Annotated in this window: 21 protein-coding genes; 18 read left to right on the top strand and 3 right to left on the bottom strand. The window is 67.0% G+C overall.

Annotated elements, in window-relative coordinates:
• Positions 1 to 118: 118 nt before the first annotated feature.
• Positions 119 to 841 carry an OmpW/AlkL family protein gene (locus tag E5S69_RS19405; protein ID WP_171516261.1) on the top strand — a complete coding sequence of 241 codons (723 nt, stop codon included), beginning with the start codon at positions 119 to 121 and terminating at the stop codon, positions 839 to 841.
• A gap of 62 nt (positions 842 to 903) precedes the next feature.
• Here the strand turns inward: E5S69_RS19405 and E5S69_RS19400 are convergent, their stop codons facing one another.
• Positions 904 to 1,104 carry a heavy-metal-associated domain-containing protein gene (locus E5S69_RS19400; RefSeq protein ID WP_171516260.1) on the bottom strand — a complete coding sequence of 67 codons (201 nt, stop codon included), beginning with the start codon at positions 1,102 to 1,104 and terminating at the stop codon, positions 904 to 906.
• A gap of 195 nt (positions 1,105 to 1,299) precedes the next feature.
• Between E5S69_RS19400 and E5S69_RS19395 the strand changes: the two genes are divergently transcribed.
• The 3 genes from E5S69_RS19395 to E5S69_RS19385 all read left to right on the top strand — a co-directional run bounded on the left by E5S69_RS19395 (position 1,300) and on the right by E5S69_RS19385 (position 5,273).
• The gene (locus tag E5S69_RS19395) at positions 1,300 to 3,807 is read left to right on the top strand and encodes a heavy metal translocating P-type ATPase (protein ID WP_272871727.1); all 2,508 of its coding nucleotides are present in this window, start codon (positions 1,300 to 1,302) and stop codon (positions 3,805 to 3,807) included.
• On the top strand, positions 3,807 to 4,226 hold the full coding sequence (gene cueR / locus E5S69_RS19390) for a Cu(I)-responsive transcriptional regulator (protein WP_171516259.1): 420 nt from the start codon (positions 3,807 to 3,809) through the stop codon (positions 4,224 to 4,226). The genes E5S69_RS19395 and cueR overlap by 1 nt, the downstream gene beginning before the upstream one ends.
• 114 nt (positions 4,227 to 4,340) lie before the next feature.
• A complete protein-coding gene (locus tag E5S69_RS19385; RefSeq protein WP_171516258.1) occupies positions 4,341 to 5,273 on the top strand; it encodes an alpha/beta hydrolase in 933 nt (310 codons plus the stop codon).
• Here the strand turns inward: E5S69_RS19385 and E5S69_RS19380 are convergent.
• Positions 5,270 to 6,157, bottom strand: a complete 888-nt coding sequence (locus E5S69_RS19380) for a LysR family transcriptional regulator (protein WP_171516257.1) — start codon at positions 6,155 to 6,157, stop codon at positions 5,270 to 5,272. The genes E5S69_RS19385 and E5S69_RS19380 overlap by 4 nt on opposite strands.
• 295 nt (positions 6,158 to 6,452) lie before the next feature.
• Here E5S69_RS19380 and E5S69_RS19375 point away from each other — a divergent pair, with 295 nt between their 5' ends.
• From E5S69_RS19375 to E5S69_RS19315, 13 genes are all read left to right on the top strand, one after another.
• Entirely contained in the window at positions 6,453 to 7,937 is a 1,485-nt protein-coding gene (locus E5S69_RS19375) for a CoA-acylating methylmalonate-semialdehyde dehydrogenase (RefSeq protein ID WP_423766654.1), read from the top strand.
• Positions 7,938 to 7,963: 26 nt separating this feature from the next.
• Positions 7,964 to 9,655: a GMC family oxidoreductase gene (locus tag E5S69_RS19370; protein WP_171516255.1), complete on the top strand. Its 1,692-nt coding sequence runs from the start codon at positions 7,964 to 7,966 to the stop codon at positions 9,653 to 9,655.
• Positions 9,656 to 10,007: 352 nt separating this feature from the next.
• The gene (locus tag E5S69_RS19365; RefSeq protein ID WP_171516254.1) at positions 10,008 to 10,784 is read left to right on the top strand and encodes an ABC transporter ATP-binding protein; all 777 of its coding nucleotides are present in this window, start codon (positions 10,008 to 10,010) and stop codon (positions 10,782 to 10,784) included.
• A 13-nt stretch (positions 10,785 to 10,797) separates the two neighbouring features.
• A complete protein-coding gene (locus E5S69_RS19360) occupies positions 10,798 to 11,523 on the top strand; it encodes an ABC transporter ATP-binding protein (protein ID WP_171516253.1) in 726 nt (241 codons plus the stop codon).
• Positions 11,524 to 11,602: 79 nt separating this feature from the next.
• Positions 11,603 to 12,811, top strand: coding sequence for an ABC transporter substrate-binding protein (locus tag E5S69_RS19355; RefSeq protein WP_171516252.1), 1,209 nt, complete (start codon positions 11,603 to 11,605; stop codon positions 12,809 to 12,811).
• A 249-nt stretch (positions 12,812 to 13,060) separates the two neighbouring features.
• A complete protein-coding gene (locus tag E5S69_RS19350; RefSeq protein WP_171516251.1) occupies positions 13,061 to 13,945 on the top strand; it encodes a branched-chain amino acid ABC transporter permease in 885 nt (294 codons plus the stop codon).
• Positions 13,945 to 15,000, top strand: a complete 1,056-nt coding sequence (locus E5S69_RS19345; protein ID WP_171516250.1) for a branched-chain amino acid ABC transporter permease — start codon at positions 13,945 to 13,947, stop codon at positions 14,998 to 15,000. Before E5S69_RS19350 ends, E5S69_RS19345 begins: the two co-directional genes overlap by 1 nt.
• A gap of 319 nt (positions 15,001 to 15,319) precedes the next feature.
• On the top strand, positions 15,320 to 15,853 hold the full coding sequence (locus tag E5S69_RS19340) for a hypothetical protein (RefSeq protein WP_171516249.1): 534 nt from the start codon (positions 15,320 to 15,322) through the stop codon (positions 15,851 to 15,853).
• 85 nt (positions 15,854 to 15,938) lie between these two features.
• The gene (locus tag E5S69_RS19335) at positions 15,939 to 16,700 is read left to right on the top strand and encodes a sulfite exporter TauE/SafE family protein (protein ID WP_171516248.1); all 762 of its coding nucleotides are present in this window, start codon (positions 15,939 to 15,941) and stop codon (positions 16,698 to 16,700) included.
• Positions 16,701 to 16,987: 287 nt separating this feature from the next.
• Positions 16,988 to 18,136, top strand: a complete 1,149-nt coding sequence (locus E5S69_RS19330; protein ID WP_171516247.1) for an ABC transporter substrate-binding protein — start codon at positions 16,988 to 16,990, stop codon at positions 18,134 to 18,136.
• Positions 18,137 to 18,394: 258 nt separating this feature from the next.
• Positions 18,395 to 19,447 (top strand): branched-chain amino acid ABC transporter permease, encoded by a 1,053-nt coding sequence (locus tag E5S69_RS19325; protein WP_171516246.1) that lies wholly within the window; start codon positions 18,395 to 18,397, stop codon positions 19,445 to 19,447.
• 3 nt (positions 19,448 to 19,450) lie between these two features.
• The gene (locus E5S69_RS19320; RefSeq protein ID WP_171516245.1) at positions 19,451 to 21,292 is read left to right on the top strand and encodes an ABC transporter permease subunit; all 1,842 of its coding nucleotides are present in this window, start codon (positions 19,451 to 19,453) and stop codon (positions 21,290 to 21,292) included.
• Positions 21,293 to 21,301: 9 nt separating this feature from the next.
• Positions 21,302 to 22,045: an ABC transporter ATP-binding protein gene (locus E5S69_RS19315; protein WP_171516244.1), complete on the top strand. Its 744-nt coding sequence runs from the start codon at positions 21,302 to 21,304 to the stop codon at positions 22,043 to 22,045.
• 259 nt (positions 22,046 to 22,304) lie between these two features.
• Here E5S69_RS19315 and E5S69_RS19310 read toward each other — a convergent pair whose 3' ends face one another.
• A complete protein-coding gene (locus tag E5S69_RS19310) occupies positions 22,305 to 23,240 on the bottom strand; it encodes a LysR substrate-binding domain-containing protein (protein WP_171516243.1) in 936 nt (311 codons plus the stop codon).
• 158 nt (positions 23,241 to 23,398) lie between these two features.
• On the opposite strand from E5S69_RS19310, the gene E5S69_RS19305 reads away from it, so the two are divergent.
• A complete protein-coding gene (locus E5S69_RS19305) occupies positions 23,399 to 24,394 on the top strand; it encodes a Bug family tripartite tricarboxylate transporter substrate binding protein (protein WP_171516242.1) in 996 nt (331 codons plus the stop codon).
• The last annotated feature ends 2 nt before the right edge of the window (positions 24,395 to 24,396 follow it).

Here is a 24,396-nt window from a genome sequence, read left to right as displayed (position 1 = left end):
ATGGTTAACCCTCCCTTTAGGGGGCGTCCTCTACGAATCCGTGTCATTGATGAAACAACCGCGCGCAGGCTGGCCGGATAATGCACGCAGCAGTTACCGAAAGAGGAGTAAGAGGATTATGAAATCGACCTATAAGAAGATGCTGGCCGCGAGCGCCGTCCTGGCGCTGACCGGAGCCGCACACGCGCAGTCCGCGGGCAGCAATATCGTCAGCATGGGCTGGTTCCGCGTGATGCCGAACAGCTCCGCCGATCCGCTCACCGTGGACAGCATCGGCGGCCGCCCCGTCGGCATCACCCGCCCAAACACCGGCGCGAAAATCGAGTCCGCCGACACGCTGGGCCTGGCCTTTAGCCATTACTTTACCGACAACATCTCGGGCGAGATCATCGCGGGCATTCCGCCGAAGCATGATGTCAAGGGCACCGGCAATTACGCCCAGTATGGCAAGCTCGGCTCGGTCAAGCAGTGGAGCCCGGCGCTGCTGGTCAAGTACCACTTCTTCGACGCCAAGACCAGGTTCCGCCCCTATGTCGGCATCGGCGTGAATTACACCTGGTTTACCGACGAGACCATTACCAACCAGAACTTCGTCAATCGCGAGTTCGCGCCCGGCGCGCGCATGACCGCCAGCGCCAAGCCGTCGTGGAATCCCGTGTTCAATATCGGCGCCAACTACGCCATCAACGACAACTGGTTCGTCGGGCTGTCGGTGTCGTACGTGCCGCTGTCGACGCGCGCGTCGTTCACCACGCAGGCGGGCCCGGTGACGATCCAGTCGCACACCAAGATCAAGATCGATCCGGTGGTGACGTTCCTAAACGTGGGCTACCGCTTCTGAGCGCGGCACGCGCAATGCAAAAAGGGCGCCCCGGGGCGCCCTTTTTGCTTGGTGACGACGGCTTACGCCGCCGACTTGACCGGGTACCCGGCCGCCTCGATGGCCTGGCGCAACGCCTGCGCGTCAGCGCCGCTGTCGACGCGCACGGCTTGGGCCGGCACATCGGCGCTAACGCGCGCGGCGGGGTCGACCGCCTGCACGGCACGCGTGATGGCGCCGACGCAGTGGTTGCAAGTCATGCCTTCAACCTGGAACTGGATCATGTTGGAACGCTCCTGAACGGGATGGAAACGCGGTATCGAGCCGCGACAGAGATAGTTTGAACCTTGCCACCATGGGAAGCGCAAGCGGAAATTCTAGTATCGACGTGTCGCAGGCATCATCTGAAGGGGGCCTTGACCTTCCAATGATGGTAAGGTCCATGATGCTGACATCGACACTGTGGATGACTCAGAACCATGCCAGATTCCAGCGCTGTGCTCGCTTCCCAACCGGTCCGCACGGACCACCGCCCGCCCGCCGACGCCATGCCTGAATGGCGCCTGCCGGTCGAAGGCATGACCTGCGCCTCCTGCGTGGGACGCGTCGAGAAGGCCCTGGCCAAGGTGCCGGGCGTGCGCGATGTGGCCGTCAACCTGGCCACCGAGGCCGCCACGCTGCGCGCGGCCTCCGCCGCGGTGCTGCCTGCGGCCGCGCGCGCCGTGGCCGAGGCCGGCTACGCCGTGCCCCGGGACACCCTCGAACTGCATATCGCCGACATGACTTGCGCCTCGTGCGTGGCCCGGGTGGAAAAGGCGCTGCGCGCCGTGCCCGGAGTGGTCGAGGCCACCGTCAACCTGGCGACCGAGCGCGCCAGCGTAACGCTGCTGCGCGGCGCCGCGGATACCGCAGCGCTGGTGAGTGCGGTCGCGCGCGCCGGCTATGGCGCGACGCCGGTGGCGGATGCGGTGCAGCCAGCCCAGCCCGGGCAGGCCACGCGCCCGGCGTTCTGGGACGGCCCGTGGCCGGTGGCGATCTCGGCGGCGCTGTCGCTGCCCCTGGTCGCGCCGATGGTGCTGGAATGGTTCGGGGTGCACTGGATGCTGCCGGCGTGGGTGCAGTGGCTGCTGGCCACGCCGGTGCAGTTCGTGTTCGGCTGGCGCTTCTACAAGGCGGGCTGGAAGGCGGTGCGCGCCGGCGCGGGCAATATGGACCTGCTGGTGGCACTCGGCACCACGGCCGCTTACGGGCTGTCGCTGTGGCTGATGTGGCGCACGCCGGCCGATGCCATGCCGCACCTGTACTTCGAGAGCGCGGCGGTGGTGATCACGCTGGTGCGGCTGGGCAAATGGCTGGAGACGCGCGCCAAGCGCCAGACCGCCGAGGCCATCCGCGCGCTCGCGGCATTGCGCCCCGACACCGCGCGCGTGCGGCGCGGCGGGGTCGAGCAGAGCGTGCCGCTGGCGGACGTGCGCATCGGCGACGAGGTGGTGGTGCGCCCCGGCGAGCGCATCCCGGTGGATGCCGAGGTGGTCGAAGGCACCAGCCATGCCGATGAATCGATGCTGACCGGCGAAAGCCTGCCGGTGCCCAAGCAGCCCGGCGACCGCATCACCGGCGGCGCCATCAATTTCGAAGGCCTGCTGGTGGCGCGCACCGTGGCGGTGGGCGCCGAGACGGTGCTGGCGCGCATCATTCGCATGGTCGAGCACGCACAGGCGGCCAAGGCGCCGATCCAGCGCCTGGTCGACCGCGTCAGCGCGGTGTTCGTGCCGGTGGTGCTGGGCATTGCGCTGGTGACCGTGCTGGGCTGGGGCTTGTTTGCCGGCGACTGGGAAGCGGCGCTGCTCAACGCCGTGGCGGTGCTGGTGATCGCCTGCCCCTGCGCGCTGGGGCTGGCAACGCCCACCGCGATCATGGCCGGCACCGGCGCCGGGGCGCGCGCCGGCATCCTGATCAAGGACGCCGAGGCGCTGGAAGTCGCGCACCGCGTCAGCGTGGTGGCGTTCGACAAGACCGGCACGCTGACGGTCGGCAAGCCCGAAGTGGTGGCATTGCATGCGGCCGATCCCGCCGACGTCGACGGCAGCGCGTTGCTGGCGCAACTGGCCGCGCTGCAGGCCGGCAGCGAGCATCCGCTGGCGCGCGCCGTGCTGGCCGCGGCGCAGGCGCGTGGCATCGCCGTGCCGCAGGCCAGCGGGGTGCAGGCGCTGCCGGGCCGCGGCATTGCCGGCGTGGTCGATGGCGAGGCCCTGCAACTGGGCAGCGAGCGCCTGCGCGAGTCGCTGGGCGCGCCGGCGGGCATGCTGGCCGCGGTGGCCGACCAGTTGCGCGCCGAGGGCCGCACCGTGTCGTGGCTGGTGCAGGCCACACCGCCGCGCGTGGCCGGGCTGGTCGCCTTCGGCGATGCCATCAAGCCGGGCGCGCCTGCGGCGATCGCCAGGCTGCGCGCCGCGGGCGTGCGCACCGTGATGCTGACCGGCGACAACGCCGGCGCCGCGGCGCGCGTGGCGCAGGCGCTGGGGCTGGATGACGTGCAGGCCGAAGTCCTGCCCGAGGACAAGGCCGCGCGCGTGCGGGCGCTGGGCCGCAATGGCGCAGTGGTGGCGATGGTGGGCGACGGCATCAACGATGCGCCGGCACTGGCCGCGGCCGACGTGGGCATTGCCATGTCGACCGGCACCGACGTCGCCATGCACGCCGCCGGCATTACGCTGATGCGCGGCGACCCGGCGCTGGTGGCCGATGCGCTGGCGGTCTCGCACCGCACCGTGCGCAAGATCCGCCAGAACCTGTTCTGGGCCTTTATCTATAACGTGGTGGGGATTCCTCTGGCCGCGGCCGGCTTGCTCAACCCGGTGGTGGCGGGCGCGGCGATGGCGTTCTCCAGCGTCAGCGTGGTCAGCAATGCGTTGCTGCTGCGCCGCTGGCGTGCGCAGGCCGGCACCGCGCCGGGTGCGTCCGCCGCGACGCAAGGAGGCAAGTGATGAATATCGGCGAAGCGGCACAGGCCTCGGGCGTCTCGGCCAAGATGATCCGCCACTATGAATCGATCGGGCTGGTGGCGGCGCCGCCGCGCACCGAAGGCGGCTACCGCCGCTATGACGAACGCGCGGTGCATACCTTGCGCTTCGTGCGGCGTGCCCGTAATCTGGGATTCTCGCTCGACGAGATCCGCAACCTGCTGTCGCTGTGGCACGACCGCGGCCGTGCCAGCGCCGACGTCAAGGCGCTGACCTTGCGGCATGTGGCCGACCTGGAGCTGCGCATCGCCGAACTGGCGGCGATGCGCGACACGCTGCGCGAACTGGCGCAGCACTGCAATGGCGACGACCGGCCGGACTGCCCGATCCTGGCCGACATGGCGCAGCCGGACGCACCGGAACGGCCGGCCTGTCACGGCTGAGCTCACGGCTGAGTTCGGGCAAACTCTCGGCGTGGCCGGCGCGGGCCGGCAAAGCGGTATCCACAAAAATAATGACAGCCGGTGCGCGCCCGTGCCGGCAGGAGACCTGTGCAGATGGAACAGCCGATGACGGAAGATCCGGCCATGGCCGGCGTTGCCAGCGCGCTTGCCGCCACCCCGGCTGGCAGCCTTGCACCGGTGCAGAGCCGCCAGCGCATGCGCGACGGCACCGAACTGCTGCTCCGTACCTGGCAACCCGACCGGGCGAGCTTTGCTGAACCGCTCGGCTCGGTGCTGCTGGTGCACGGGCTGGCCGAACACGCCGGCCGCTACCAGCATGTCGCCGAGGTGCTGTGCGGCCTGGGGCTGCGGGTGCGGGCCTTCGACCTGCGCGGCCACGGCGCCAGCGGCGGCGCGCGCATGGTCGCGGACCATCCGGACACCTACCTGAACGACCTCGCCGAGATCTACGATGCCGCGGTGCCGGGCTGGCACGAACTGCCGATCCTGCTCGGCCACAGCATGGGCGGCCTGATCGCGGCGCGCTTTGCCACCGCGCGGGTGCGGCCGGTGCGCGCCCTGGTCTTGTCCTCGCCGGCGCTGGCGCTGCGGCTATCGCGGCCAGCGCTGGCGCTGCACCGCGTGCTGTTGATGCTGGCGCCGCGGCTGCGCGTGCCCAATCCGATCGATGCCCGGCACTTGTCGCACGATCCGGCGGTAGTCGCCGCCTATCGCGCCGATCCGCTGGTGCAGACCACCATCACCGCCGGCGTGCTGGAAGGGTTTATCCGCGGCATGGCGCAGGCCCAGGCCGACGCCGCGCTGCTGGAGGCGCCCATGCTGATGCTGGTCGGCGGCGCCGACCGCGTGGTGGACCCGGCCGGCAGCCGCGCCTTCTTCGACAATGCGCCGCCCGACCTGCGCGAACAGGTCTGGTTCGACCATGGCTACCACGAGATCTTCAATGAAGCGCAGCCGCTGCGCGGCGAAGTGTTTGCGGCGCTGACCAACTGGCTGCAGCGCCGGCTGGCCAGCCCGCAGCACTAGGTCCGGAACACGGACTCGGCCACGCCGAACACCGCCGCGACCACCGGATCGTCGCGGCGCGCGGCCAGGCAGACCAGGGTCAGCTCAGTCTGCACCGAGACGCCTTCGACGATCACCAGCCCGTGCGCATGCGATTCGCGCAGCGCGATCGCGTCGCGTACCAGAGACAGCCCGACGCCGGAACGCACCAGGTCCAGCATCGAGGCTTCCTGGTCGACATGCGCCACCTTGGGCACGGTGGCCGGATCCACGCCCGCCTGGGCGAAGTGCGCGGACAACAGCCGGTTGTGCGCCGATTCGGGCGGGGTCCAGATCCACGGCAGCGTGGCCAGCTGCGCCCATGAGCGCAGCGCGGTACGCTCCTTCCAGCCTTTGGGCGCCACCACGTAATACGAGAACGGCGTCAGCGTCAGCGCGTGGAAACCGGCTTCGGCCGGCTGCCCGAGGTAGAAGCCGACGTCGAGCGCGCCGCTGCGTATCTGTTGCAGCACCCAGCCCGACATGCCGTGGCGCAGTTCGGTGCCGATCTGCGGGTGCCGCTCGACCAGCGTGCGCAGCATCGGGCCCAGCCGCGTGAATTCCGGATCGAGGATGGTGCCGATCGCCAGCCGACCGCGCACGGTGTGATGCATGGCGCTGACGGTGTGCTGCAGGTCGCCCACGCCATCGAGGATGCGCTCGGCCAGCGGCAACAGCGCGGCGCCATCGGCGGTCAGGGTCAGGCCCGCCGCGGTGCGCTCGAACAGCTTGATGCGCCACGCCGACTGCAGCGCCTTCAGCTGCAGGCTGACCGCAGGCTGGGTCAGGTGCAGGCGCTGTGCGGCACGAGTCAGATTGCCTTCGCGCGCAACGGCGACAAAGGCGCGCAGGTGATGGAGGTCCAAGGGGCGGGGCGCAGTGGGTGTGGTGCGTCGCAATATTTTGCGCGGCTTATATTGCGATTGACGATAAATCATTGGACGGGGCCGCGCAACTGCACCAAGCTTGCGCTCAACCATGGCCCGAAGTCTTGTGCCGCACGGCATACGTGCCGGGGCCGGGGCTCGGCGCGCCGTGGCAGCGTCTTCACCAGACGCAAAGATCGACGCAGCAAATCCGGGGCCGAAGCGCCCTGGGCACCAGCATTCAGGAGCGGAAGTGGAAGACATCCTTGCAGAGGCCAGCGTAGTGCAGGCCATCATCGGCCATAGCATCGCAGGCAGGCAGACACGCGGCGCATCGCAGCGCCTGGCCGAGATCTACAACCCCGCCACCGGCGAAGTGTCCGCGCGTGTGGCGCTCGGCACCATGCAAGACGTGGCCGAGGCCGTCGCCGCCGCCAAGGCGGCTTTCCCGGCGTGGGCCGACACCCCGCCGCTGCGCCGCGCGCGCATCCTGTTCAAGTTCAAGGAACTGCTGGACCAGCACCACGACGACCTCGCCGCGCTGATCACGCGCGAGCATGGCAAGGTGTTCTCCGATGCCAGGGGCGAAGTCACGCGCGGCATCGAGGTGGTGGAGTTTGCCTGCGGCATTCCCAACCTGCTCAAGACCGATTTCACCGACAACATCGGCGGCGGCATTGACAACTGGAACCTGCGCCAGCCGCTGGGCGTGGTGGCCGGCATCACGCCGTTCAACTTCCCGGTGATGGTGCCGATGTGGATGTTCCCGGTGGCGCTGGCGTGCGGCAATACCTTCGTGCTCAAGCCGTCCGAGCGCGACCCGTCGCCGAGCCTGTTGATCGCCGATTTGCTGCGCCAGGCCGGCTTGCCGGACGGCGTGTTCAACGTGGTGCAGGGCGACAAGGAAGCGGTCGACGCGCTGCTGGCGCATCCGGACGTGCAGGCGTTGTCGTTCGTCGGCTCGACCCCGATCGCCGAGTACATCTATACGGAAAGCACGAAGCACGGCAAGCGCGTGCAGGCACTGGGCGGTGCCAAGAACCACCTGGTGGTGATGCCCGATGCGGACCTGGACCAGGCGGTCGATGCGCTGATCGGCGCCGCCTACGGTTCCGCCGGCGAGCGCTGCATGGCGATCTCGGTGGCCGTTGCCGTTGGCGAGGTCGCCGACCAGCTGGTGCCGCGCCTGGCCGAGCGGGCGCGTTCCTTGAAGATCCGCAACGGCATGGAGGCCGATGCCGAGATGGGCCCGCTGGTGACCGGCGCGCACAAGGCCAAGGTCGAAGGCTATATCGCCAAAGGCGTGGCGGAAGGCGCGACGCTGGTGACCGATGGGCGCGGGCACAAGGTCGATGGCCATGAGAACGGCTTCTATGTCGGCGGCACGCTGTTCGACCATGTGAAGCCCGACATGACCATCTACAAGGAAGAGATCTTTGGCCCGGTGCTGTCGGTGGTGCGCGTGCATGACTTTGCCGAGGCGGTGGCGCTGATCAATGCGCACGAGTACGGCAACGGCGTGTCGTGCTACACCAGCGACGGTGGCATCGCGCGCGCGTTCGCGCGGCAGATCCAGGTGGGCATGGTCGGCATCAACGTGCCGATCCCGGTGCCGATGGCGTGGCATTCGTTCGGCGGCTGGAAGCGCTCGCTGTTCGGCGACCACCATGCCTATGGCGAAGAGGGCGTGCGCTTCTACACGCGCTACAAGAGCGTGATGCAGCGCTGGCCGGACTCGATCGCCAAGGGCGCCGAGTTCACCATGCCGGTGGCGAAGTAAAACCGACGATCACGACAACGAGCGCCATGGAGACATTCGACTACATCATCGTGGGGGCCGGCTCGGCCGGCTGTGTCCTGGCGAACCGGCTGACGCAGGATCCGGACATCAACGTGCTGCTGCTGGAAGCGGGCGGCAAGGACGATTACCACTGGATCCATATTCCGGTGGGCTACCTCTACTGCATCGGCAACCCGCGCACCGACTGGCTCTATCGCACCGAAGCCGAAGCGGGGCTGAACGGGCGCTCGCTGGGCTATCCGCGCGGGCGCGTGCTGGGCGGCTGTTCGTCGATCAACGGCATGATCTATATGCGCGGCCAGCGCGAGGACTATGACGAGTGGGCGCGGCTGACCGGCGACGATGGCTGGCGCTGGGACAACGTGCTGCCGCTGTTCAAGCGCAGCGAGGATCATCACCGCGGCCCAAGCGAATTCCACGGCGCCGGCGGCGAATGGCGCGTGGAGGGACAGCGGCTGCGCTGGGACATCCTGGAGCGCTTTGCCGATGCCGCCGAAGAGGCCGGGATCCCGCGCACCGACGACTTCAACCGCGGCGACAATTTCGGCGTGGGCTATTTCGAGGTGAACCAGCGCCGCGGCATCCGCTGGAACACCGCCAAGGCGTTCCTGCGGCGAGCCTCGGAGCGGCCCAACCTGACCATCGTCACCGGCGCGCAGGTGAGCGGGCTGACTTTCGACGGGCGCCGCTGCACCGGCGTCAACTATATCGGCGGCACTCGCCCGCATACGGCGGCGGCCACGCACGAGGTGATCCTCGCCGCCGGCGCGGTCAACACGCCGCAGTTGCTGGAGCTGTCGGGGATCGGCCAGGCCGAGCGGCTCCAGGCGCTGGGCATTCCGGTGCGCCACGCGCTGCCCGGCGTGGGCGAGAACCTGCAGGACCACCTGCAGCTGCGCAGCGTGGTCAAGGTCAACGGCGTGCGCACGCTGAACACGCGCGCCGCCAGCCTGTGGGGCAAGTTCTGCATCGGCGTGCAATATGCGTTCAACCAGAGCGGCCCGATGAGCATGGCGCCATCGCAGTTGGGCGCGTTTGCGCGCTCGGACCCGTCGCAGGCGCGGCCCAACGTCGAGTACCACGTGCAGCCGTTGTCGCTGGACAAGTTTGGCGATCCGCTCCATGCCTTCAATGCCTTTACCGCCAGCGCCTGCAACCTGCGCCCGACTTCGCGCGGCAGCGTGCATGCCGGCAGCGCGGACTTCCGCCAGGCGCCGGTGATTGCGCCCAACTACCTGTCGACGGACGAGGACCGCAAGGTTGCCGCCGATTCGATCCGGCTTACGCGCCGCATCGTGGCGTCGCCGGCGCTGGCGCCGTACCGCCCTGAGGAATGGCTGCCGGGACCGGCCTTCCAGACCGACGAGCAACTGGCCGAAGCCGCAGGCAATATCGGCACCACCATCTTCCATCCGGTCGGCACCTGCAAGATGGGCCGCGCCGACGATGCGATGGCGGTGGTCGACCATCGGCTGCGCGTGCTGGGCCTCGACGGCCTGCGGGTGGTCGATGCGTCGGTGATGCCACGGATCACGTCGGGCAACACCAATTCTCCGACCATCATGATCGCGGAGCGCGCCAGCGACATGATCCGCGAGGACCGCAGGCATCGCGACTCGGCCGCGCAAGGGGCAGGTCCGGTGGAGGCGCCGCCGCACGCCTCGCCCGCGCCGGCGACGGTTGTTGCAAGCGCTTGAAACGGCACGGCGCATGGCCGCCAACGGGGTGGATGCCATGCGCCGGTTGCGCCGCTTGTGCGGCCGCAAAAAAACTGACACTTGGTTCATGTTTCATAGTGCAAACCCCGATGTTTTGCGATGCAACAGGCGCACACAATAGACGCCTCACAGGGTGCTTCGGCCGCACATCCCATGTCGCCGTCGCAGCCCTCGCGGGAGCCGCCCCGCACCGATAAAAATCCGCAGGCATGGCCGCCACCACGGCAGCCCTGACGGAACAAGCGGCAGCAAAGGGCCTACAAGGCCGGTTCGGACCATTGTCAGTGCCGGGCATCACCCCGGCAGTTCAGCAAGAGGGCGGGCAGGAGACATGAACCAGCAGGAAACCATCCTGGAGACGCGGAACCTCACCAAGGAGTTCAAGGGGTTCACGGCGGTGAGCGACGTCAACCTGCGGGTGCGCCGCGGGTCGATCCATGCGTTGATCGGCCCCAACGGCGCCGGCAAGACGACCTGCTTCAACCTCCTCACCAAGTTCCTGGAGCCGACCACCGGCACCATTCTTTTCAACGGCATCGACATCACTCGCGAAAAGCCGGCGCAGATCGCGCGGCGCGGCGTGATCCGCTCGTTCCAGATCTCGGCGGTGTTTCCGCACCTGACAGTGATGGAGAACGTGCGCATCGGGCTGCAGCGGCAACTGGGCACCGCGTACCAGTTCTGGCGCAGCGAGCGCTCGCTGGACGTGCTCAACGACCGCGCCATGGCGCTGCTTGACCAGGTGGGCCTGACCGAGTTCGCGCACACGCTCACGGTGAACCTGCCGTACGGGCGCAAGCGCGCGCTGGAGATCGCCACCACGCTGGCGATGGAGCCCGAGCTGATGCTGCTCGACGAGCCCACGCAGGGCATGGGCCACGAGGACGTGGACCGCGTTACGCAGCTGATCAAGCAGGTCTCGGCGGGCCGCACCATCCTGATGGTGGAGCACAACATGAGCGTGGTCTCGTCGATCGCCGACAAGATCACGGTGCTGCAGCGCGGCGCCATCCTGGCCGAAGGCCCGTATGCGGAAGTATCGAAGGACCCGCGCGTGATGGAGGCCTACATGGGCACCGCCGACGCGGAACTGCAGGGCGCGCACTGAGCGGGGACGAGACATGAGCACAGCGGATACTCCCGCCCTGGACATCAAGGGCCTGCACGCCTGGTACGGCGAATCGCACATCCTGCACGGCGTGGACCTGACCGTGAACCGCGGCGAGGTGGTCACGCTGCTGGGCCGCAACGGCGCCGGACGCACCACCACGCTGCGCGCGATCATGGGGCTGACCGGCACGCGCAAGGGCTCGATCCGGGTCGACGGCCACGAGACCATCGGCCTGCCGACGCACAAGATCGCGCACTACGGCATCGGCTATTGCCCGGAAGAGCGCGCCATCTTTTCCAGCCTCTCATGCGAAGAGAACCTGCTGCTGCCGCCGGTGCTCAAGGGCGCCGACGCCAGCCAGGGCATGAGCGAGGCCGACATCTACGAGATGTTCCCCAACCTGAAGGAGCGCCGCCAGAGCCAGGGCACGCGCCTGTCGGGCGGCGAGCAGCAGATGCTGGCGGTCGGGCGCATCCTGCGCACCGGCGCCAACCTGCTGTTGCTCGACGAGATCTCGGAAGGGCTGGCACCGGTGATCGTGCAGGCGCTGGCGCGCATGATCCGGATGCTCAAGCAGAAGGGCTACACGGTAGTGATGGTGGAGCAGAACTTCCGCTTCGCCGCGCCGCTGGCAGACCGCTTCTATGTGATGGAGCACGGCACCATCGTCGAACGCTTCGCGGCCAGCGAGCTGCAGGCCAAGATGCCGGTGCTGCATGAATTGCTCGGGGTCTGATCCGCGCAATGCGGATCGATGGTTGCTTGTTGGCAGGAACGGGTGGCGCGCATGCCGCCGCAAATCAGGAGACACGGAAATGAAAAAGACTCGGCTCGCGGCCGCGATGGCGGCCATTGCCATGGGTGCAGTGTCGTTCGGCGCTGCCGCACAGGTGTCGGGCGACACCGTCAAGATCGGCTACATCACCGACATGTCGGGCCTGTATGCCGACATCGACGGCCCTGGCGGCCTGGAAGCCATCAAGATGGCGATCGAGGACCGCGGCGGCAAGGTGCTGGGCAAGCCCATCGAGATCGTCTCGGCCGACCACCAGAACAAGGCCGACATCGCCGCCTCGAAGGCGCGCGAATGGATGGACCAGCAGGGCCTGGACATGCTGCTGGGCGGCACCAACTCGGGCACCGCGCTGGCGATGAACAAGGTGGCTTCGGAGAAGAAACGCGTCTACATCAACATCGGCGCCGGCACCGCGCGCCTGACCAACGAAGAGTGCTCGCCGTACACGGTGCACTACGCCTATGACACGGTGGCGCTGGCCAAAGGCACCGGCAGCGCGGTGGTCAAGCAGGGCGGCAAGTCGTGGTTCTTCCTGACCGCCGACTACGCCTTCGGCCACTCGCTGGAAAGCGATACCGCGGCGGTGGTCAAGGCCAACGGCGGCACGGTGGCGGGGCAGGTGCGCCATCCGCTGTCGGCCTCGGACTTCTCGTCGTTCCTGCTGCAGGCGCAGGCGTCCAAGGCACAGATCCTGGGCCTGGCCAACGCCGGCGGCGACACCATCAACTCGATCAAGGCGGCCAAGGAATTTGGCATCACCAAGACGATGAAGATCGCCGGCCTGCTGATGTTCATCAACGATGTGCACAGCCTCGGGCTGAAGAACACCGAAGGCCTGCTGATGACCGACAGCTGGTACTGGGACATGAACGACGACACCCGCAAGTTCGCCAACCGCTTCTTCGGCAAGATGAAGAAGATGCCAAGCAGCCTGCAGGCAGCGGACTACTCGGCGGCCAGCACGTACCTGAAGGCGGTGGAAGCCGCCAAGACCGACGATCCGGACAAGGTCATGGCGGAGTTGAAGAAGATGAAGATCAACGACTTCTACACCAAGGGCTATATCCGCCAGGACGGCCGTGGCATCCACGACATGTACCTGATGCAGGTGAAGACGGCGGCAGAGTCAAAGAAGCCGTGGGACTACCTGAAGGTGGTTGCGACCATCCCGGGCGAGCAGGCCTTCACCACGGTGGCCGAGTCGAAGTGCGCGATGTTGAAGAAGTAAAAAGAAAAGCCGGCTTGGGCGGTTAGCAAGCCGGCCGGTTTGCTCCCCTCTCCCGCGAGCGGGAGAGGGGCCGGGGGTGAGGGCAGGCGTTCGCAATGGTGTGGCGGCACGAACGCGCCGTGCCAGCGCAAAGTCCGGACCGCGGTCAGGCCAGGAGTCTCATGTCTGGCCAGCGCCCACCCTCACCCCCAACCCCTCTCCCGCACGGCGGGAGAGGGGAGCTCACCACAGCAACAAGTAACCACCGCGATGGACATCTTCGGAATCCCCCTGCCTGCCATGCTTTCCCAGCTCTTGCTGGGGCTGGTCAACGGCGCCTTTTACGCGATGCTGAGCCTGGGCCTGGCGGTGATCTTCGGCCTGCTCAACGTCATCAACTTTGCGCACGGCGCGCTCTTCATGCTGGGCGCGGTGCTGGCCTGGATGGGCATGGAATACGCCGGGCTCAATTACTGGGTCATGCTGCTGCTGTCGCCGCTGGTGGTCGCCGCGCTGGGCGTGGTGATCGAGAAGACCATGCTGCGCTGGATCTACAAGCTCGACCATATCTACGGCCTGCTGCTGACGCTGGGCATCACGCTGGTGATTGAAGGCATCTTCCGCTCGATCTACGGCGTCTCGGGCCTGCCCTACCAGACCCCGGACGCGCTGCAGGGCGCCACTGACCTGGGCTTCATGATCCTGCCCAATTACCGCGCCTGGGTCGTGGTGGCTTCGCTGGCGGTGTGCTTTGCCACCTGGTACGTGATCGAGAAGACAAAGCTGGGGGCGTACCTGCGCGCCGGCACTGAGAACCCCAAGATGGTCGAGGCCTTCGGCGTCAACGTGCCGCTGATGGTGACGCTGACCTACGGCTTCGGCGTGGCGCTGGCCGCGTTTGCCGGCGTGCTGGCCGCGCCGGTGATCCAGATCTCGCCGCTGATGGGGCAGAACCTGATCATCGTCGTGTTTGCGGTGGTGGTGATCGGCGGCATGGGCTCGATCATGGGCTCGATCCTGACCGGCCTCGGGCTGGGCGTGGTCGAGGGCCTGACCAAGGTGTTCTATCCGGAAGCCTCGGCGACCGTGGTGTTCTTCATCATGGTGATCGTGCTGCTGCTGCGCCCCGCCGGGCTGTTCGGCAAGGAGAAGTGATGAGCGCACCCTCGACATCATCGACGCCATCGAGCGTGGCGGCCAACTCGGGCAAGGCAGGAAAGGGACAAGGCGTGCAGAAGAAACTGTTGTACGGATTGCTGCTGCTGGCACTGCTGGCCGCACCGCTGGCCGGGGCGTACCCGGTGTTCGTGCTCAAGGTGCTGTGCTTCGCGCTGTTTGCGTGCGCCTTCAACCTGCTGATCGGCTACACCGGGCTGCTGTCGTTCGGCCATGCGGCGTTCTTCGGCGGCGCCGGTTACGCGGCCGGCCATGCGATGAAGGTGTGGGGCGTGACGCCCGAGGTCGGCCTGATCCTGGGCACCGCCACGGGCGCGCTGATCGGCTACGTGGTGGGTTCGCTGGCGATCCGGCGCCAGGGCATCTACTTCTCGATGATCACGCTGGCGCTGGCGCAGATGCTGTTCTTCATCTGCCTGCAGGCGCCGTTCACCGGCGGCGAGGACGGGCTGCAGGGCATTCCGCGCGGCAAGCTGTTCGGCGTGCTGTCGTTGTCGGATGACCTGACGCTGTACTACGTGGCGCTGGTGATCATCGTGGTGGCCTTCGCGCTGATCGTGCGCACGGTGCATTCGCCGTTCGGGCAGATCCTGAAGGCGATCAAGGAGAATGAGCCGCGCGCGGTGTCGCTGGGCTATGACGTCGACCGCTTCAAGCTGACCGCGTTCGTGCTGTCGGCGGCGCTGTCGGGGTTGGCCGGCTCGATCAAGGCGCTGGTGCTGGGCTTCGAGACGCTGACCGACGTGCACTGGTCGATGTCGGGATCGGTGATCCTGATGACGCTGGTCGGCGGCCTCGGTACGTTGTCGGGCCCGATCGTCGGCGCGTTCGTAATCGTGGCGCTCGAGAACAAGCTGGGCGACATCGGCAACTTCCTGGCATCGGTGACCGGTCTATCGTGGTTCGGCACGCTGGGCGAGTCGGTGACGATGGTGACCGGCGTGATCTTCGTGATCTGCGTGCTGACCTTCCGCCGGGGCATCATGGGCGAGCTGCTGGCGCGCTTCGGGGGCCACAGCGGGCGGCGGGAGTGACCGCTGGTCGACATGCCCGAATCTGGGGCTAGGGTTTTTTCTAGCTTGTCCTCGATGCACCGCTTCGTTACATTCCATATACGGTTTTCGCAGGTTAAATGGAGGCGGAAGCGAGGAGACGACAGGCGCGCACCCGGTGTCGGGTAGCAGCGTTATAAAATAAAGGGCGTTGCCGGGTGATCCTCGGCAACGCTTTTTTCATTTGGGCTTCGCACTTTCGTTGTGATGACTTCGCCCCAACTTGGGGCGCTTATGCTGCATCGGCATCACCTCGCGGCCTTGCGCATGCGACAATGCGGGCGCTCTTTGCTGCCCGCCCATGTCCGCCACCGTTCCCCCCGATCCGTCCCCGACCGTTGCGCACCCGAGCAGCGCCGCCGCGCCGCAGGTCCGGGTACGCCTGGGACAGGGTGCCGACGCTGCCCCGGTAGCGGACTGGCTGGACCAGCTCCAGCCCTTGCCCGTACCCGCCGCGCGCGCCCGGCAGCTGATGCTGGGCGACCTGCTGGCCCAGTCGGGGCGCGGTATCTGCCTGCTGGCCTGCGCGCCGGACCAGGATCGTCTGCTTGCCTGCTTGCCGGTGGCCTTGCTGCCCAGCCTCGAACTTGCGGGCCTTGCCGCCTGCGCCATTGAGTGGTGGGTGCTGCCGGGGCTGGAAGCGGCCACCCGCCACGTTTGTCTGGAAGCCTGCTGCGCCACGCTGGCCGACTGGGGCCGCGCGCACGGCATCCGCCACGCGCTGCTGGCGCCGGGGCTGGTGGCAGGCCACGGCGGCGCGCCGCCCGGCTTCCGCCTCCATGGCAACGGCATGTGGCACCGCAGCCTGGTGCCGGCGGCCAAGGTACTGGGTTGATTCCCCCCTGGCCGGCGGTATGCCGGAAACGCAGTCCCGGTCCTTCCTGATTTTTCCCCCCTTTTCCCATTTTCGCTTTCCTGCAATGACGGAATTCGCATTCCTGGCGGCTGCCGCCTTTCTTGCCGGCCTGATCGACGCGGTCGCCGGTGGCGGCGGGCTGGTCCAGATCCCGGCGCTGTTCTCGGCCTATCCCAACCTTGCGCCGGCCACGCTGCTGGGCACCAACAAGGTCGGTTCGATCGCGGGCACCGCCAGCGCGGCGCTGCGCTACGGCCGCAGCGTGCGCATCTACTGGGGCGCGACAGCGCCGGCGGTGGTGGCGGCTTTTGTGTTCTCGATGGCCGGCGCCTGGGCGCTGACCATGATCCCGGCCGAGCCGCTGCGCAAGGCGCTGCCCTTCGTGCTGGTGGTGCTGCTGGTGTATACCGTCGCCAAGAAAGACCTCGGCACCGAGCACGCGCCCACGCTGGCAGGCTGGCGCGAACGCGGGGCGGCGCTGCTGGCGGGCGCCGTGCTCGGCTTTTATGACGGCGTGTTCGGCCCGGGCACCGGCAGTTTTCTGATGATCGTGTTCGTGCGGGTGTTCGGCTATGACTTCCTGCATGCGGCCGCGTCGACCAAGCTGGTCAACCTGGCAACCAACCTCGCGGCACTGTTGCTGCTCGCCAGCAAGGGCCATATCTGGTGGCAGCTGGGCCTGGTGATGGCCGTGGCCAACGTCGCCGGCAGCCAGGTGGGCAGCAAGCTGGCGCTGCGACACGGCAGCGCCTTTGTGCGCAAGGTGTTTATCGTGGTGGTCAGCGCGCTGATCGTGAAGACCGCCTGGGACGCTTTCGTGCGCTGACGGCGAAGCCAGGCTGGGCGGGCGATGCGGGTTAGTCCTCGCTGTTCGCGCCAGGGTGCTGTGATAGACTCGATCCGCATTCCCGACCGAGCGGTCGGTGAATGGCCGAAGCGCCTTTCCGGGGGAGTGGCGTGGACGGGAAATTGGGGAACGGCCTGGTGCTGTTCCTGGTTGTAGCGCAGGTGCCGGCGATGTGCCTGCGTTGACCCGAGGGGTCCAAAAAATGGGCATCCGCCGGCGGACGCCGGACGGATGCCTTTTCCGTTTCAGGAACCGAAGGAGACAAGATGGATTTCAAGCGCGCCAGCCTGCTGGCAATCGCTGCGGCCAGCCTGGTTGCCGGAGTCGCCCAGGCGCAGGTCAAGGTCGGGGTAACGGTGTCGGCCACGGGTCCGGCGGCATCGCTGGGCATTCCGGAAAAGAACACCTTCACGCTGATGCCCAAGGAGATCGCGGGCAAGAAGATCGAGTACGTCGTCCTGGACGATGCCTCGGACACGACCACGGCGGTCAAGAACACGCGCAAGCTGATCAGCGAGGACAAGGTCGACGTGATGGTGGGTTCGACCGTTACGCCGAACTCGCTGGCGATGGTTGACGTGGTGGCCGAGAACGAGACCCCGATGATCACCATGGCGGCCTCGGCCCGCATCATCGAGCCCATGGACGCCAAGCGCGCATGGGTCTTCAAGACCCCGCAGAACGACTCGCACATGGCCACCGCCATTGCCGAGCACATGGGCAACAACAACGTGAAGACGGTGGCGTTCATCGGCTTTGCAGATGCCTACGGCGATAGCTGGGCGCAGGAATTCGCCAAGGTGGCCGAACTGCGCAAGATCAAGGTCGTCGCCAACGAGCGCTTTGCCCGTACCGATACCTCGGTCACCGGACAGGTGCTGAAGATGATGGGCGCGAACGCCGACGCCGTGCTGATCGCCGGGTCGGGCACGCCCGCGGCGCTGCCGGCCAAGACGCTCAAGGAGCGCGGCTACAAGGGCAAGATCTACCAGACCCACGGCGTGGCCAATGCCGACTTCCTGCGCGTATGCGGCAAGGATTGCGAAGGCACGTTCCTGCCCGCCGGCCCGCTGCTGGTGGCCGAGCAGCTGCCCGACAGCAATCCGGTGAAAAAGCCGGCGCTGACCTACAAGACCGCCTATGAGAAGGCCTTTGGCGGGCAGGTGTCGACCTTTGGCGGTCATGCCTGGGATGCGGGCCTGATCCTGCAGCATGCCATTCCCGAGGCGCTGAAGAAGGGCCAGCCGGGCACCAAGGAATTCCGCAAGGCACTGCGCGATGCGATGGAGCAGACCAGGAACCTGCCGGTATCGCATGGCATCATGAACATGAGCGCCACCGACCACCTGGGCTTCGACCAGCGCGCGCGCGTGATGGTGCAGATCGTCGACGGCAAGTGGAAGCTGCTGAAATAAGCGGCTGAACCACGCGTCTGGAGCCGGCCGGCGAGGCATGCCGGACTCGCAGTGAAGCAGGGCGCATGGCTGACCATGCGCCCTTTTTTCTGCCACGCGGGCGGAGCGCCGCCCGCGCCAACCTAGGGTTGCTCTGTATTTCCGCAATGCGCAACCCGTTTACTATTTCGTAATCCGAAGCGCACCACCCTGTCGGCCGTCGGCGCCCCCGCCGACCCCGTTCGATGCAGGCAGGCTTTCCAACGATACGGGGAGACAATGGACCTATCTATCGCCGCCATCCTGGCGCAGGACGGCATCACCTCGGGCGCGATCTACGCGTTGCTGGCACTGGCGCTGGTACTGGTGTTCTCGGTGACCCGCGTCATCTTTATCCCGCAAGGGGAGTTTGTTGCCTATGGCGCGTTGACGCTGGCGGCGATGCAGGCCGGCCATGCACCGCAGACCAGCTGGCTGCTGCTGGCGATGGGCGTGCTGACTTTTCTCTATGAGACGGTGACGGTGCTGCGCAGCGCGGAACTGCGGCGCACGCTGGGCCAGCGGCTGGCGGTGCTGGCCGGCAAGTACCTGGTGTTTCCGCTCGCGGTGCACTGGGTGACACAGCAATACGGCGCGCAGCCGCTGCCGATGCTGGCGCAAGTCGCACTGACGCTGCTGATCATCATTCCGCTGGGGCCGATGCTGTACCGGCTGGCCTACCAGCCGCTGGCCGAAGCCAGCACGCTGGTGCTGCTGATCGTCTCGGTGGGCGTGCACTTTGCACTGGTGGGGCTGGGGCTGGTGATGTTCGGCGCCGAGGGCTCGCGCACCAATGCGTTTTCGGATGCGCGCTTCGAGGTCGGCGCGCTCAGCATCTCGGGACAGAGTCTGTGGGTGGTGGCGGTGTCGGCCCTGCTGATCGGTGCGCTGTACTTTTACTTCGAGCGCACGCTGCAGGGCAAGGCGCTGCGTGCGACCGCGGTGAACCGGCTGGGCGCGCGCCTGGTCGGCATCGGCACCACGCAGGCGGGGCGCCTGTCGTTCACGCTGGCGGCGGCGATGGGAGCGCTGTGCGGCATCCTGATCGCGCCGCTGACCACGGTGTACTACGAGTCGGGTTTCCTGGTGGGCCTGAAGGGCTTTGTTGGCGCCATCGTTGGCGGCCTGGTGAGCTACCCGGTGGCGGCGCTCGGTGCGCTGCTGGTGGGCCTGCTGGAATCGTATTCGTCCTTCTGGGCCAGCGCGTTCAAGGAGGTCATCGTCTTCACACTGATCATCCCGGTACTGCTGTGGCGCTCGCTGACGAGCAAGCATGTCGAGGAGGAGGAATAAGCCATGACCATGCTGACCGACAAGCAGGCGCGCGTGGCCGGCGCCGAGGCCGGCAGCCGCGCACGGCTGAACCGCAACCGGCTGCTGGTGGTGGCCTTCATGGTGGTGCTGGCGCTGCTGCCGGTGCTGCCGACGCCGGAGTTCTGGATCACGCTGGGCAACTACATCGGGCTCTACAGCATCGTCGCGATCGGGCTGGTGCTGCTGACCGGCGTGGGCGGCATGACCTCGTTCGGGCAGGCGGCGTTCGTGGGGCTGGGCGCGTACAGCACCGCGTACCTGACCACGCAGTTCGGGCTGTCGCCGTGGTTCGGGCTGCTGGTGGGACTGGTGATCACGATGGCCTCGGCCTATGTGATCGGGCTGATCACGATGCGCATGTCGGGACACTACCTGCCGCTGGCGACCATCGCCTGGGGCCTGTCGCTGTTCTTCCTGTTCGGCAACCTGGAGTTCCTGGGCAAGTATGACGGGCTCAACGGCATCCCGGTGCTGTCGTTCTTCGGCATCGAACTGCAGTCCGGGCGTGCGATGTTCTACCTGATCTGGGCGGTGGTGCTGCTGGCGGTGCTGGCGATGCAGAACCTGCTGAACTCGCGCCCGGGGCGTGCCATCCGCGCGCTCAAGGGCGGCGGCGTGATGGCCGAGGCCATGGGCGTGAACACCGCGTGGATGAAGGTGGTGATCTTCGTGGTCGCGGCGATCCTGGCATGCGTGTCGGGCTTCCTGTACGCGCACCTGCAGCGCGCGGTTAACCCGACGCCGTTCGGCCTGAACTACGGCATCGAGTATCTGTTCATGGCGGTGGTCGGCGGAGTCGGGCACGTGTGGGGCGCAGTCTTGGGCGCGGGCATCCTGACCATCCTGAAGGACGTGCTGCAGGGCGTGCTGCCCAGGCTGCTCGGCGCCAACGGCAACTTCGAGATCATCGTCTTCGGCGTGCTGCTGGTGCTGCTGCTGCAGTATGCGCGCGATGGCATCTGGCCGTTCCTGCGCCGCCTGGTGCCGTCGGGGCCGCCGGTGCTGGCGCCGGGCCAGGCCGCGGCGCTGGCGGTGCGCCAGAAGCCCGAGGCGGGCGAGCTGATCCTGGACGTGCGCGCCGCGCGCAAGCAGTTCGGCGGGCTGGTCGCGGTAAACGATGTCAGCTTCCAGGTGCGGGCCGGAGAAATCATCGGCCTGATCGGCCCCAATGGCGCGGGCAAGTCCACCACGTTCAACCTGGTGACCGGCGTGCTGCCGGTCTCGGGCGGCGAGGTGCGCTACCGCGGTGAAGTGATCTCGGGCCTGCCGTCGCGCGAGATCGTCAAGCGTGGCATCGGCCGCACCTTCCAGCACGTGCACCTGCTGCCGACCATGACGGTGCTGGAGAACGTGGCCATCGGCGCGCACCTGCGCGGCGACTTCCGCGCGCAGGGCGGCGTCTGCGCCGCGATCCTGCGCATGAACAAGGTCGAGGAAGAGAAGCTGCTGTTTGAAGCGAAGCGGCAGCTGGAGCGCGTCGGCCTGGCCGACTGCATGTACATGGAAGCCGGCAGCCTGGCACTGGGCCAGCAGCGCATCCTGGAGATTGCGCGCGCGCTGTGCTGCGACCCGGCCCTGCTGCTGCTCGACGAGCCTGCCGCGGGGCTGCGCTACAAGGAAAAGCAGGCGCTGGCCGAGCTGTTGCGCAAGCTGCGTGGCGAAGGCATGAGCGTGCTGCTGGTCGAGCACGACATGGACTTCGTGATGAACCTCACTGACCGGCTGGTGGTGATGGAGTTCGGGTCGCGCATCGCCGAGGGCGTGCCCGAGGAAGTGCAGAAGAACCCGGCGGTGCTGGAAGCCTACCTCGGCGGCGTGGAGTAAGGACCTGACATGAGCCCGATTCTGGAAGTGAAGGACCTCCACGTGCGCTACGGCAAAGTGGAAGCGGTGCACGGCGCCAACCTGAAGGTGGAGGCCGGCCGCATCGTCACCGTAATTGGCCCGAACGGCGCCGGCAAGTCGACCATGCTCAATGCGATCATGGGTGCGCTGCCGGTAACCGGGTCGTCCAGCGGCGCGGTCAGCTATCTGGGCCACGACATGGCCGGCATCCCGGTGGAGGGGCGCGTCGCGCGCGGCATGTGCCTGGTGCCGGAAAAGCGAGAGCTGTTCGCGTCGATGACGGTCGAGGACAACCTGCAGCTCGGCGCCTTCCGCCGCAAGCGCGCCGGTGAGAAGAACTACCTGGACCAGATGGACGTGGTCTACGACCTGTTCCCGCGACTGCGCGAGCGCGCCCGCCAGGACGCCGGCACGCTCTCCGGCGGCGAGCGCCAGATGCTGGCGGTGGGCCGCGCGCTGATGGCCAAGCCGCGGTTGCTGATGCTGGACGAGCCCAGCCTTGGCCTGGCTCCGCTGATCGTCAAGGAGATCTTTCACATCATCAGCAATCTGCGCCAGACTGGCGTGGCCACGCTGCTGATCGAGCAGAACGCCCGCGCGGCGCTGCAGGTAGCGGATTACGGCTATGTGATCGAGACCGGCGACATGGCCATGGAGGGACCGGCCGGTGAGTTGGCGGCGAACCCGAAGGTGATCGAAACCTATCTTGGATTGGCAAAAAAGGCGGCGTAGATAGCCTCTCTTTCGCTGGAAGAATGAGGGTCCGTGCAGACGGGCCCTTTGTTATTGGTGGTGTGAATAACTTTGGGGATAACCTGATTTTTGGGGCCTTTGACCTGTGAGGGTACGTGGAGACACTCCCAGCGAGCTATTTATTCAGCTGACAAATGTAACTATGCAGTCATTGGCGAATTTCATCCATCTAGTGGATGACAAGAACCAAGGTAATTCGCGCGACGAATTTTTTCGCGCATGACTTAATCGGCGAATTTCATCCACTGAATAAGGTCGCGTTTTCTCTGGCCGTATCCTCAGCCGCCGTTTCCAGCAGCCACGCGCGGAAGCAATTCAGCGCGCCATGCTCGCGCCGTTCCTTCGGCGCACACAAAAAATAGCCGCGTTGCAGCGTAATCGGCAGGTCAAACGGTGCCGCCACGCGTCCGGCCGCAATTTCCTCGCGCACCAGGCAGCGCTGCAGCACCGCCACGCCCATGTCCGCGCGCACGGCCTGGATCAGGATCGAGACCTGATCGAACGCTGTGGATAAGCGGGGCGCAGCGTTGGGTACGCCGGCCGCCTGCAGCCAGTTTTGCCAGTTCGCCGGGGCGGTGGTGTGGTAGAGCAGGGGCTCGTCCAGCAGCTCCGCGGGAGACTGCCAGCGGCCGGCCTCGCGCCGGGCGCGGGCGCGGTCGGGGTGGCAGACCGGCACCATTTCGCGGCCGACCACGTAGTCCACTTGCAGGCCAGGCCACTTGCCGGCTTCGCCAGCCAGGATGGCGGCATCAGGAGAGGGACCGGACAAGTCTTCGTCGCGCTGGTAGGGGACGAAGTCGAGCCGGATTTCCGGATGGCGGCGGTGGAAATCCGGCAGCCGCGGCACTAGCCAGACGCTGGCGAGCGTGGGCACCACGGACAGGGTCAGATGGTGCCGGCGGTCTCCGGCGCGCAAGGTGGCGCTGGCGTGTTCGATGGCGGCGAGCGGTTCGGCCACGGCATCGAGCAATTCCCGGCCCACGTCGGTCAGCCCCAGCCGGTGGGCGTTGCGCTGCAGCAGCGGCTGGCCGAAATGCGCTTCCAGCCGGGCGATGGCGCGGCTGATCGCACCCTGCGTCACGCACAGTTCTTCCGCCGCGCGGGTAAAGCTGCCCAGCCGCGCCGCGGTGGCAAAGGCGTGCAACTCGGACATTGAAGGGGAATGCAGCCGCATGGAGGACGCAGGGGAGGGGCGGAAGGACGGTCATCTCCCGCAAGCCCGGCGCAAGGATGATCTTTGGTAATGCAAAAGTGCAATATAGTCGTTTGCGCACAACCGGTAAACGGCTGACACTCGCCCGATTCATGCACAACACCAACAGGAGAAGCTCCATGATTCGAGCCCGGATGTCCCGCCGCCAGCTGCTGCTAACTGGCACCGCCGCGACCGCCACGCTGGTCTTTGCCGGCAGCGCGCTGGCGCAGGCCAGCTACCCGACCCGGCCGATCCGGCTGATTGTGCCATTTGCCGCGGGCGGTTCTACCGACTTGTCGGCTCGCCTGGTGGCCGAGTTTGCTGGCCGCGAGCTGGGCCAGTCGATCGTCGTGGAAAACAAGGGCGGCGCCGGCGGTTCCCTGGGCATGGAGCAGGTCGCCAATGCCGCGCCGGATGGTTACACCATCGGCATGGCCACGGTCAGCACCCATGGCTCCAATCCGGCCGTGTACCCCAAGCTTAAGTACGACCCGATCAAGGACTTTGCCCCGGTCACCAACGTGGTGGCGATCCCCAGCGTGTTCGCGGTGCATCCAAGCGTGCCGGCCAAGACCATGCAAGAGTTCATCGCGCTTGCCAAGGCCAACCCCCGCAAGTACAGCTTCGCCTCGCCGGGTGCCGGCTCGCTGGGCCATGTCAACATCGAGAACTTCATGATGCTGGCCAAGATCGACCTGTTGCATGTGCCCTACAAGGGCGCCGGGCTGGCGCTGAACGACGCCGTGGCAGGCCAGGTAAACGCAATTACCGATAACCTGTCCTCGACGCTTCCGCACGTGAAGGCTGGCCGGCTGCGCGCGCTGGCGGTGCTGGGCGCGGCCCGTTCCGCGCAGCTGCCCAACGTGCCGACCTACGCCGAACTGGGCTTCAAGGACATGGGCGAGGGCGGCTGGTTCGGTATTGTGGCGCCCGCCAATACGCCGCCCGCCATTGTCGGCAGGCTGAACCAGGCTATTCACAAGGCCATGCAGAACCCTGAGTTCAAGCGCAAGGTGGAAGAGTCCGGCGGCACCCTGGTGCCGACCACGCCGGAACAGTTCAAGGCCCAGATCCAGCAGGCCATGGCCCGTTACGCTCGCGTGGCCAAGGCTGCCGAAATCAAGCTGGACTGAGG

The organism is Cupriavidus necator (assembly GCF_013141915.1).
Classification (GTDB): domain Bacteria; phylum Pseudomonadota; class Gammaproteobacteria; order Burkholderiales; family Burkholderiaceae; genus Cupriavidus; species Cupriavidus necator_B.
Note: the sequence above shows the minus strand (reverse complement) of the source record. Positions and strands in the feature narration are given on the sequence as shown.

Bases quoted from the DNA above. Each gene is read 5' to 3' on its own strand.
- E5S69_RS19405 (WP_171516261.1), top strand. From the start codon at position 119: ATGAAATCGACCTATAAGAAGATGCTGGCCGCGAGCGCCGTCCTGGCG.
- E5S69_RS19400 (WP_171516260.1), bottom strand. From the start codon at position 1,104: ATGATCCAGTTCCAGGTTGAAGGCATGACTTGCAACCACTGCGTCGGC.
- E5S69_RS19395 (WP_272871727.1), top strand. From the start codon at position 1,300: ATGCCAGATTCCAGCGCTGTGCTCGCTTCCCAACCGGTCCGCACGGAC.
- cueR (WP_171516259.1), top strand. From the start codon at position 3,807: ATGAATATCGGCGAAGCGGCACAGGCCTCGGGCGTCTCGGCCAAGATG.
- E5S69_RS19385 (WP_171516258.1), top strand. From the start codon at position 4,341: ATGGAACAGCCGATGACGGAAGATCCGGCCATGGCCGGCGTTGCCAGC.
- E5S69_RS19370 (WP_171516255.1), top strand. From the start codon at position 7,964: ATGGAGACATTCGACTACATCATCGTGGGGGCCGGCTCGGCCGGCTGT.
- E5S69_RS19365 (WP_171516254.1), top strand. From the start codon at position 10,008: ATGAACCAGCAGGAAACCATCCTGGAGACGCGGAACCTCACCAAGGAG.
- E5S69_RS19360 (WP_171516253.1), top strand. From the start codon at position 10,798: ATGAGCACAGCGGATACTCCCGCCCTGGACATCAAGGGCCTGCACGCC.
- E5S69_RS19355 (WP_171516252.1), top strand. From the start codon at position 11,603: ATGAAAAAGACTCGGCTCGCGGCCGCGATGGCGGCCATTGCCATGGGT.
- E5S69_RS19350 (WP_171516251.1), top strand. From the start codon at position 13,061: ATGGACATCTTCGGAATCCCCCTGCCTGCCATGCTTTCCCAGCTCTTG.
- E5S69_RS19345 (WP_171516250.1), top strand. From the start codon at position 13,945: ATGAGCGCACCCTCGACATCATCGACGCCATCGAGCGTGGCGGCCAAC.
- E5S69_RS19340 (WP_171516249.1), top strand. From the start codon at position 15,320: ATGTCCGCCACCGTTCCCCCCGATCCGTCCCCGACCGTTGCGCACCCG.
- E5S69_RS19335 (WP_171516248.1), top strand. From the start codon at position 15,939: ATGACGGAATTCGCATTCCTGGCGGCTGCCGCCTTTCTTGCCGGCCTG.
- E5S69_RS19330 (WP_171516247.1), top strand. From the start codon at position 16,988: ATGGATTTCAAGCGCGCCAGCCTGCTGGCAATCGCTGCGGCCAGCCTG.
- E5S69_RS19325 (WP_171516246.1), top strand. From the start codon at position 18,395: ATGGACCTATCTATCGCCGCCATCCTGGCGCAGGACGGCATCACCTCG.
- E5S69_RS19320 (WP_171516245.1), top strand. From the start codon at position 19,451: ATGACCATGCTGACCGACAAGCAGGCGCGCGTGGCCGGCGCCGAGGCC.
- E5S69_RS19315 (WP_171516244.1), top strand. From the start codon at position 21,302: ATGAGCCCGATTCTGGAAGTGAAGGACCTCCACGTGCGCTACGGCAAA.
- E5S69_RS19310 (WP_171516243.1), bottom strand. From the start codon at position 23,240: ATGCGGCTGCATTCCCCTTCAATGTCCGAGTTGCACGCCTTTGCCACC.
- E5S69_RS19305 (WP_171516242.1), top strand. From the start codon at position 23,399: ATGATTCGAGCCCGGATGTCCCGCCGCCAGCTGCTGCTAACTGGCACC.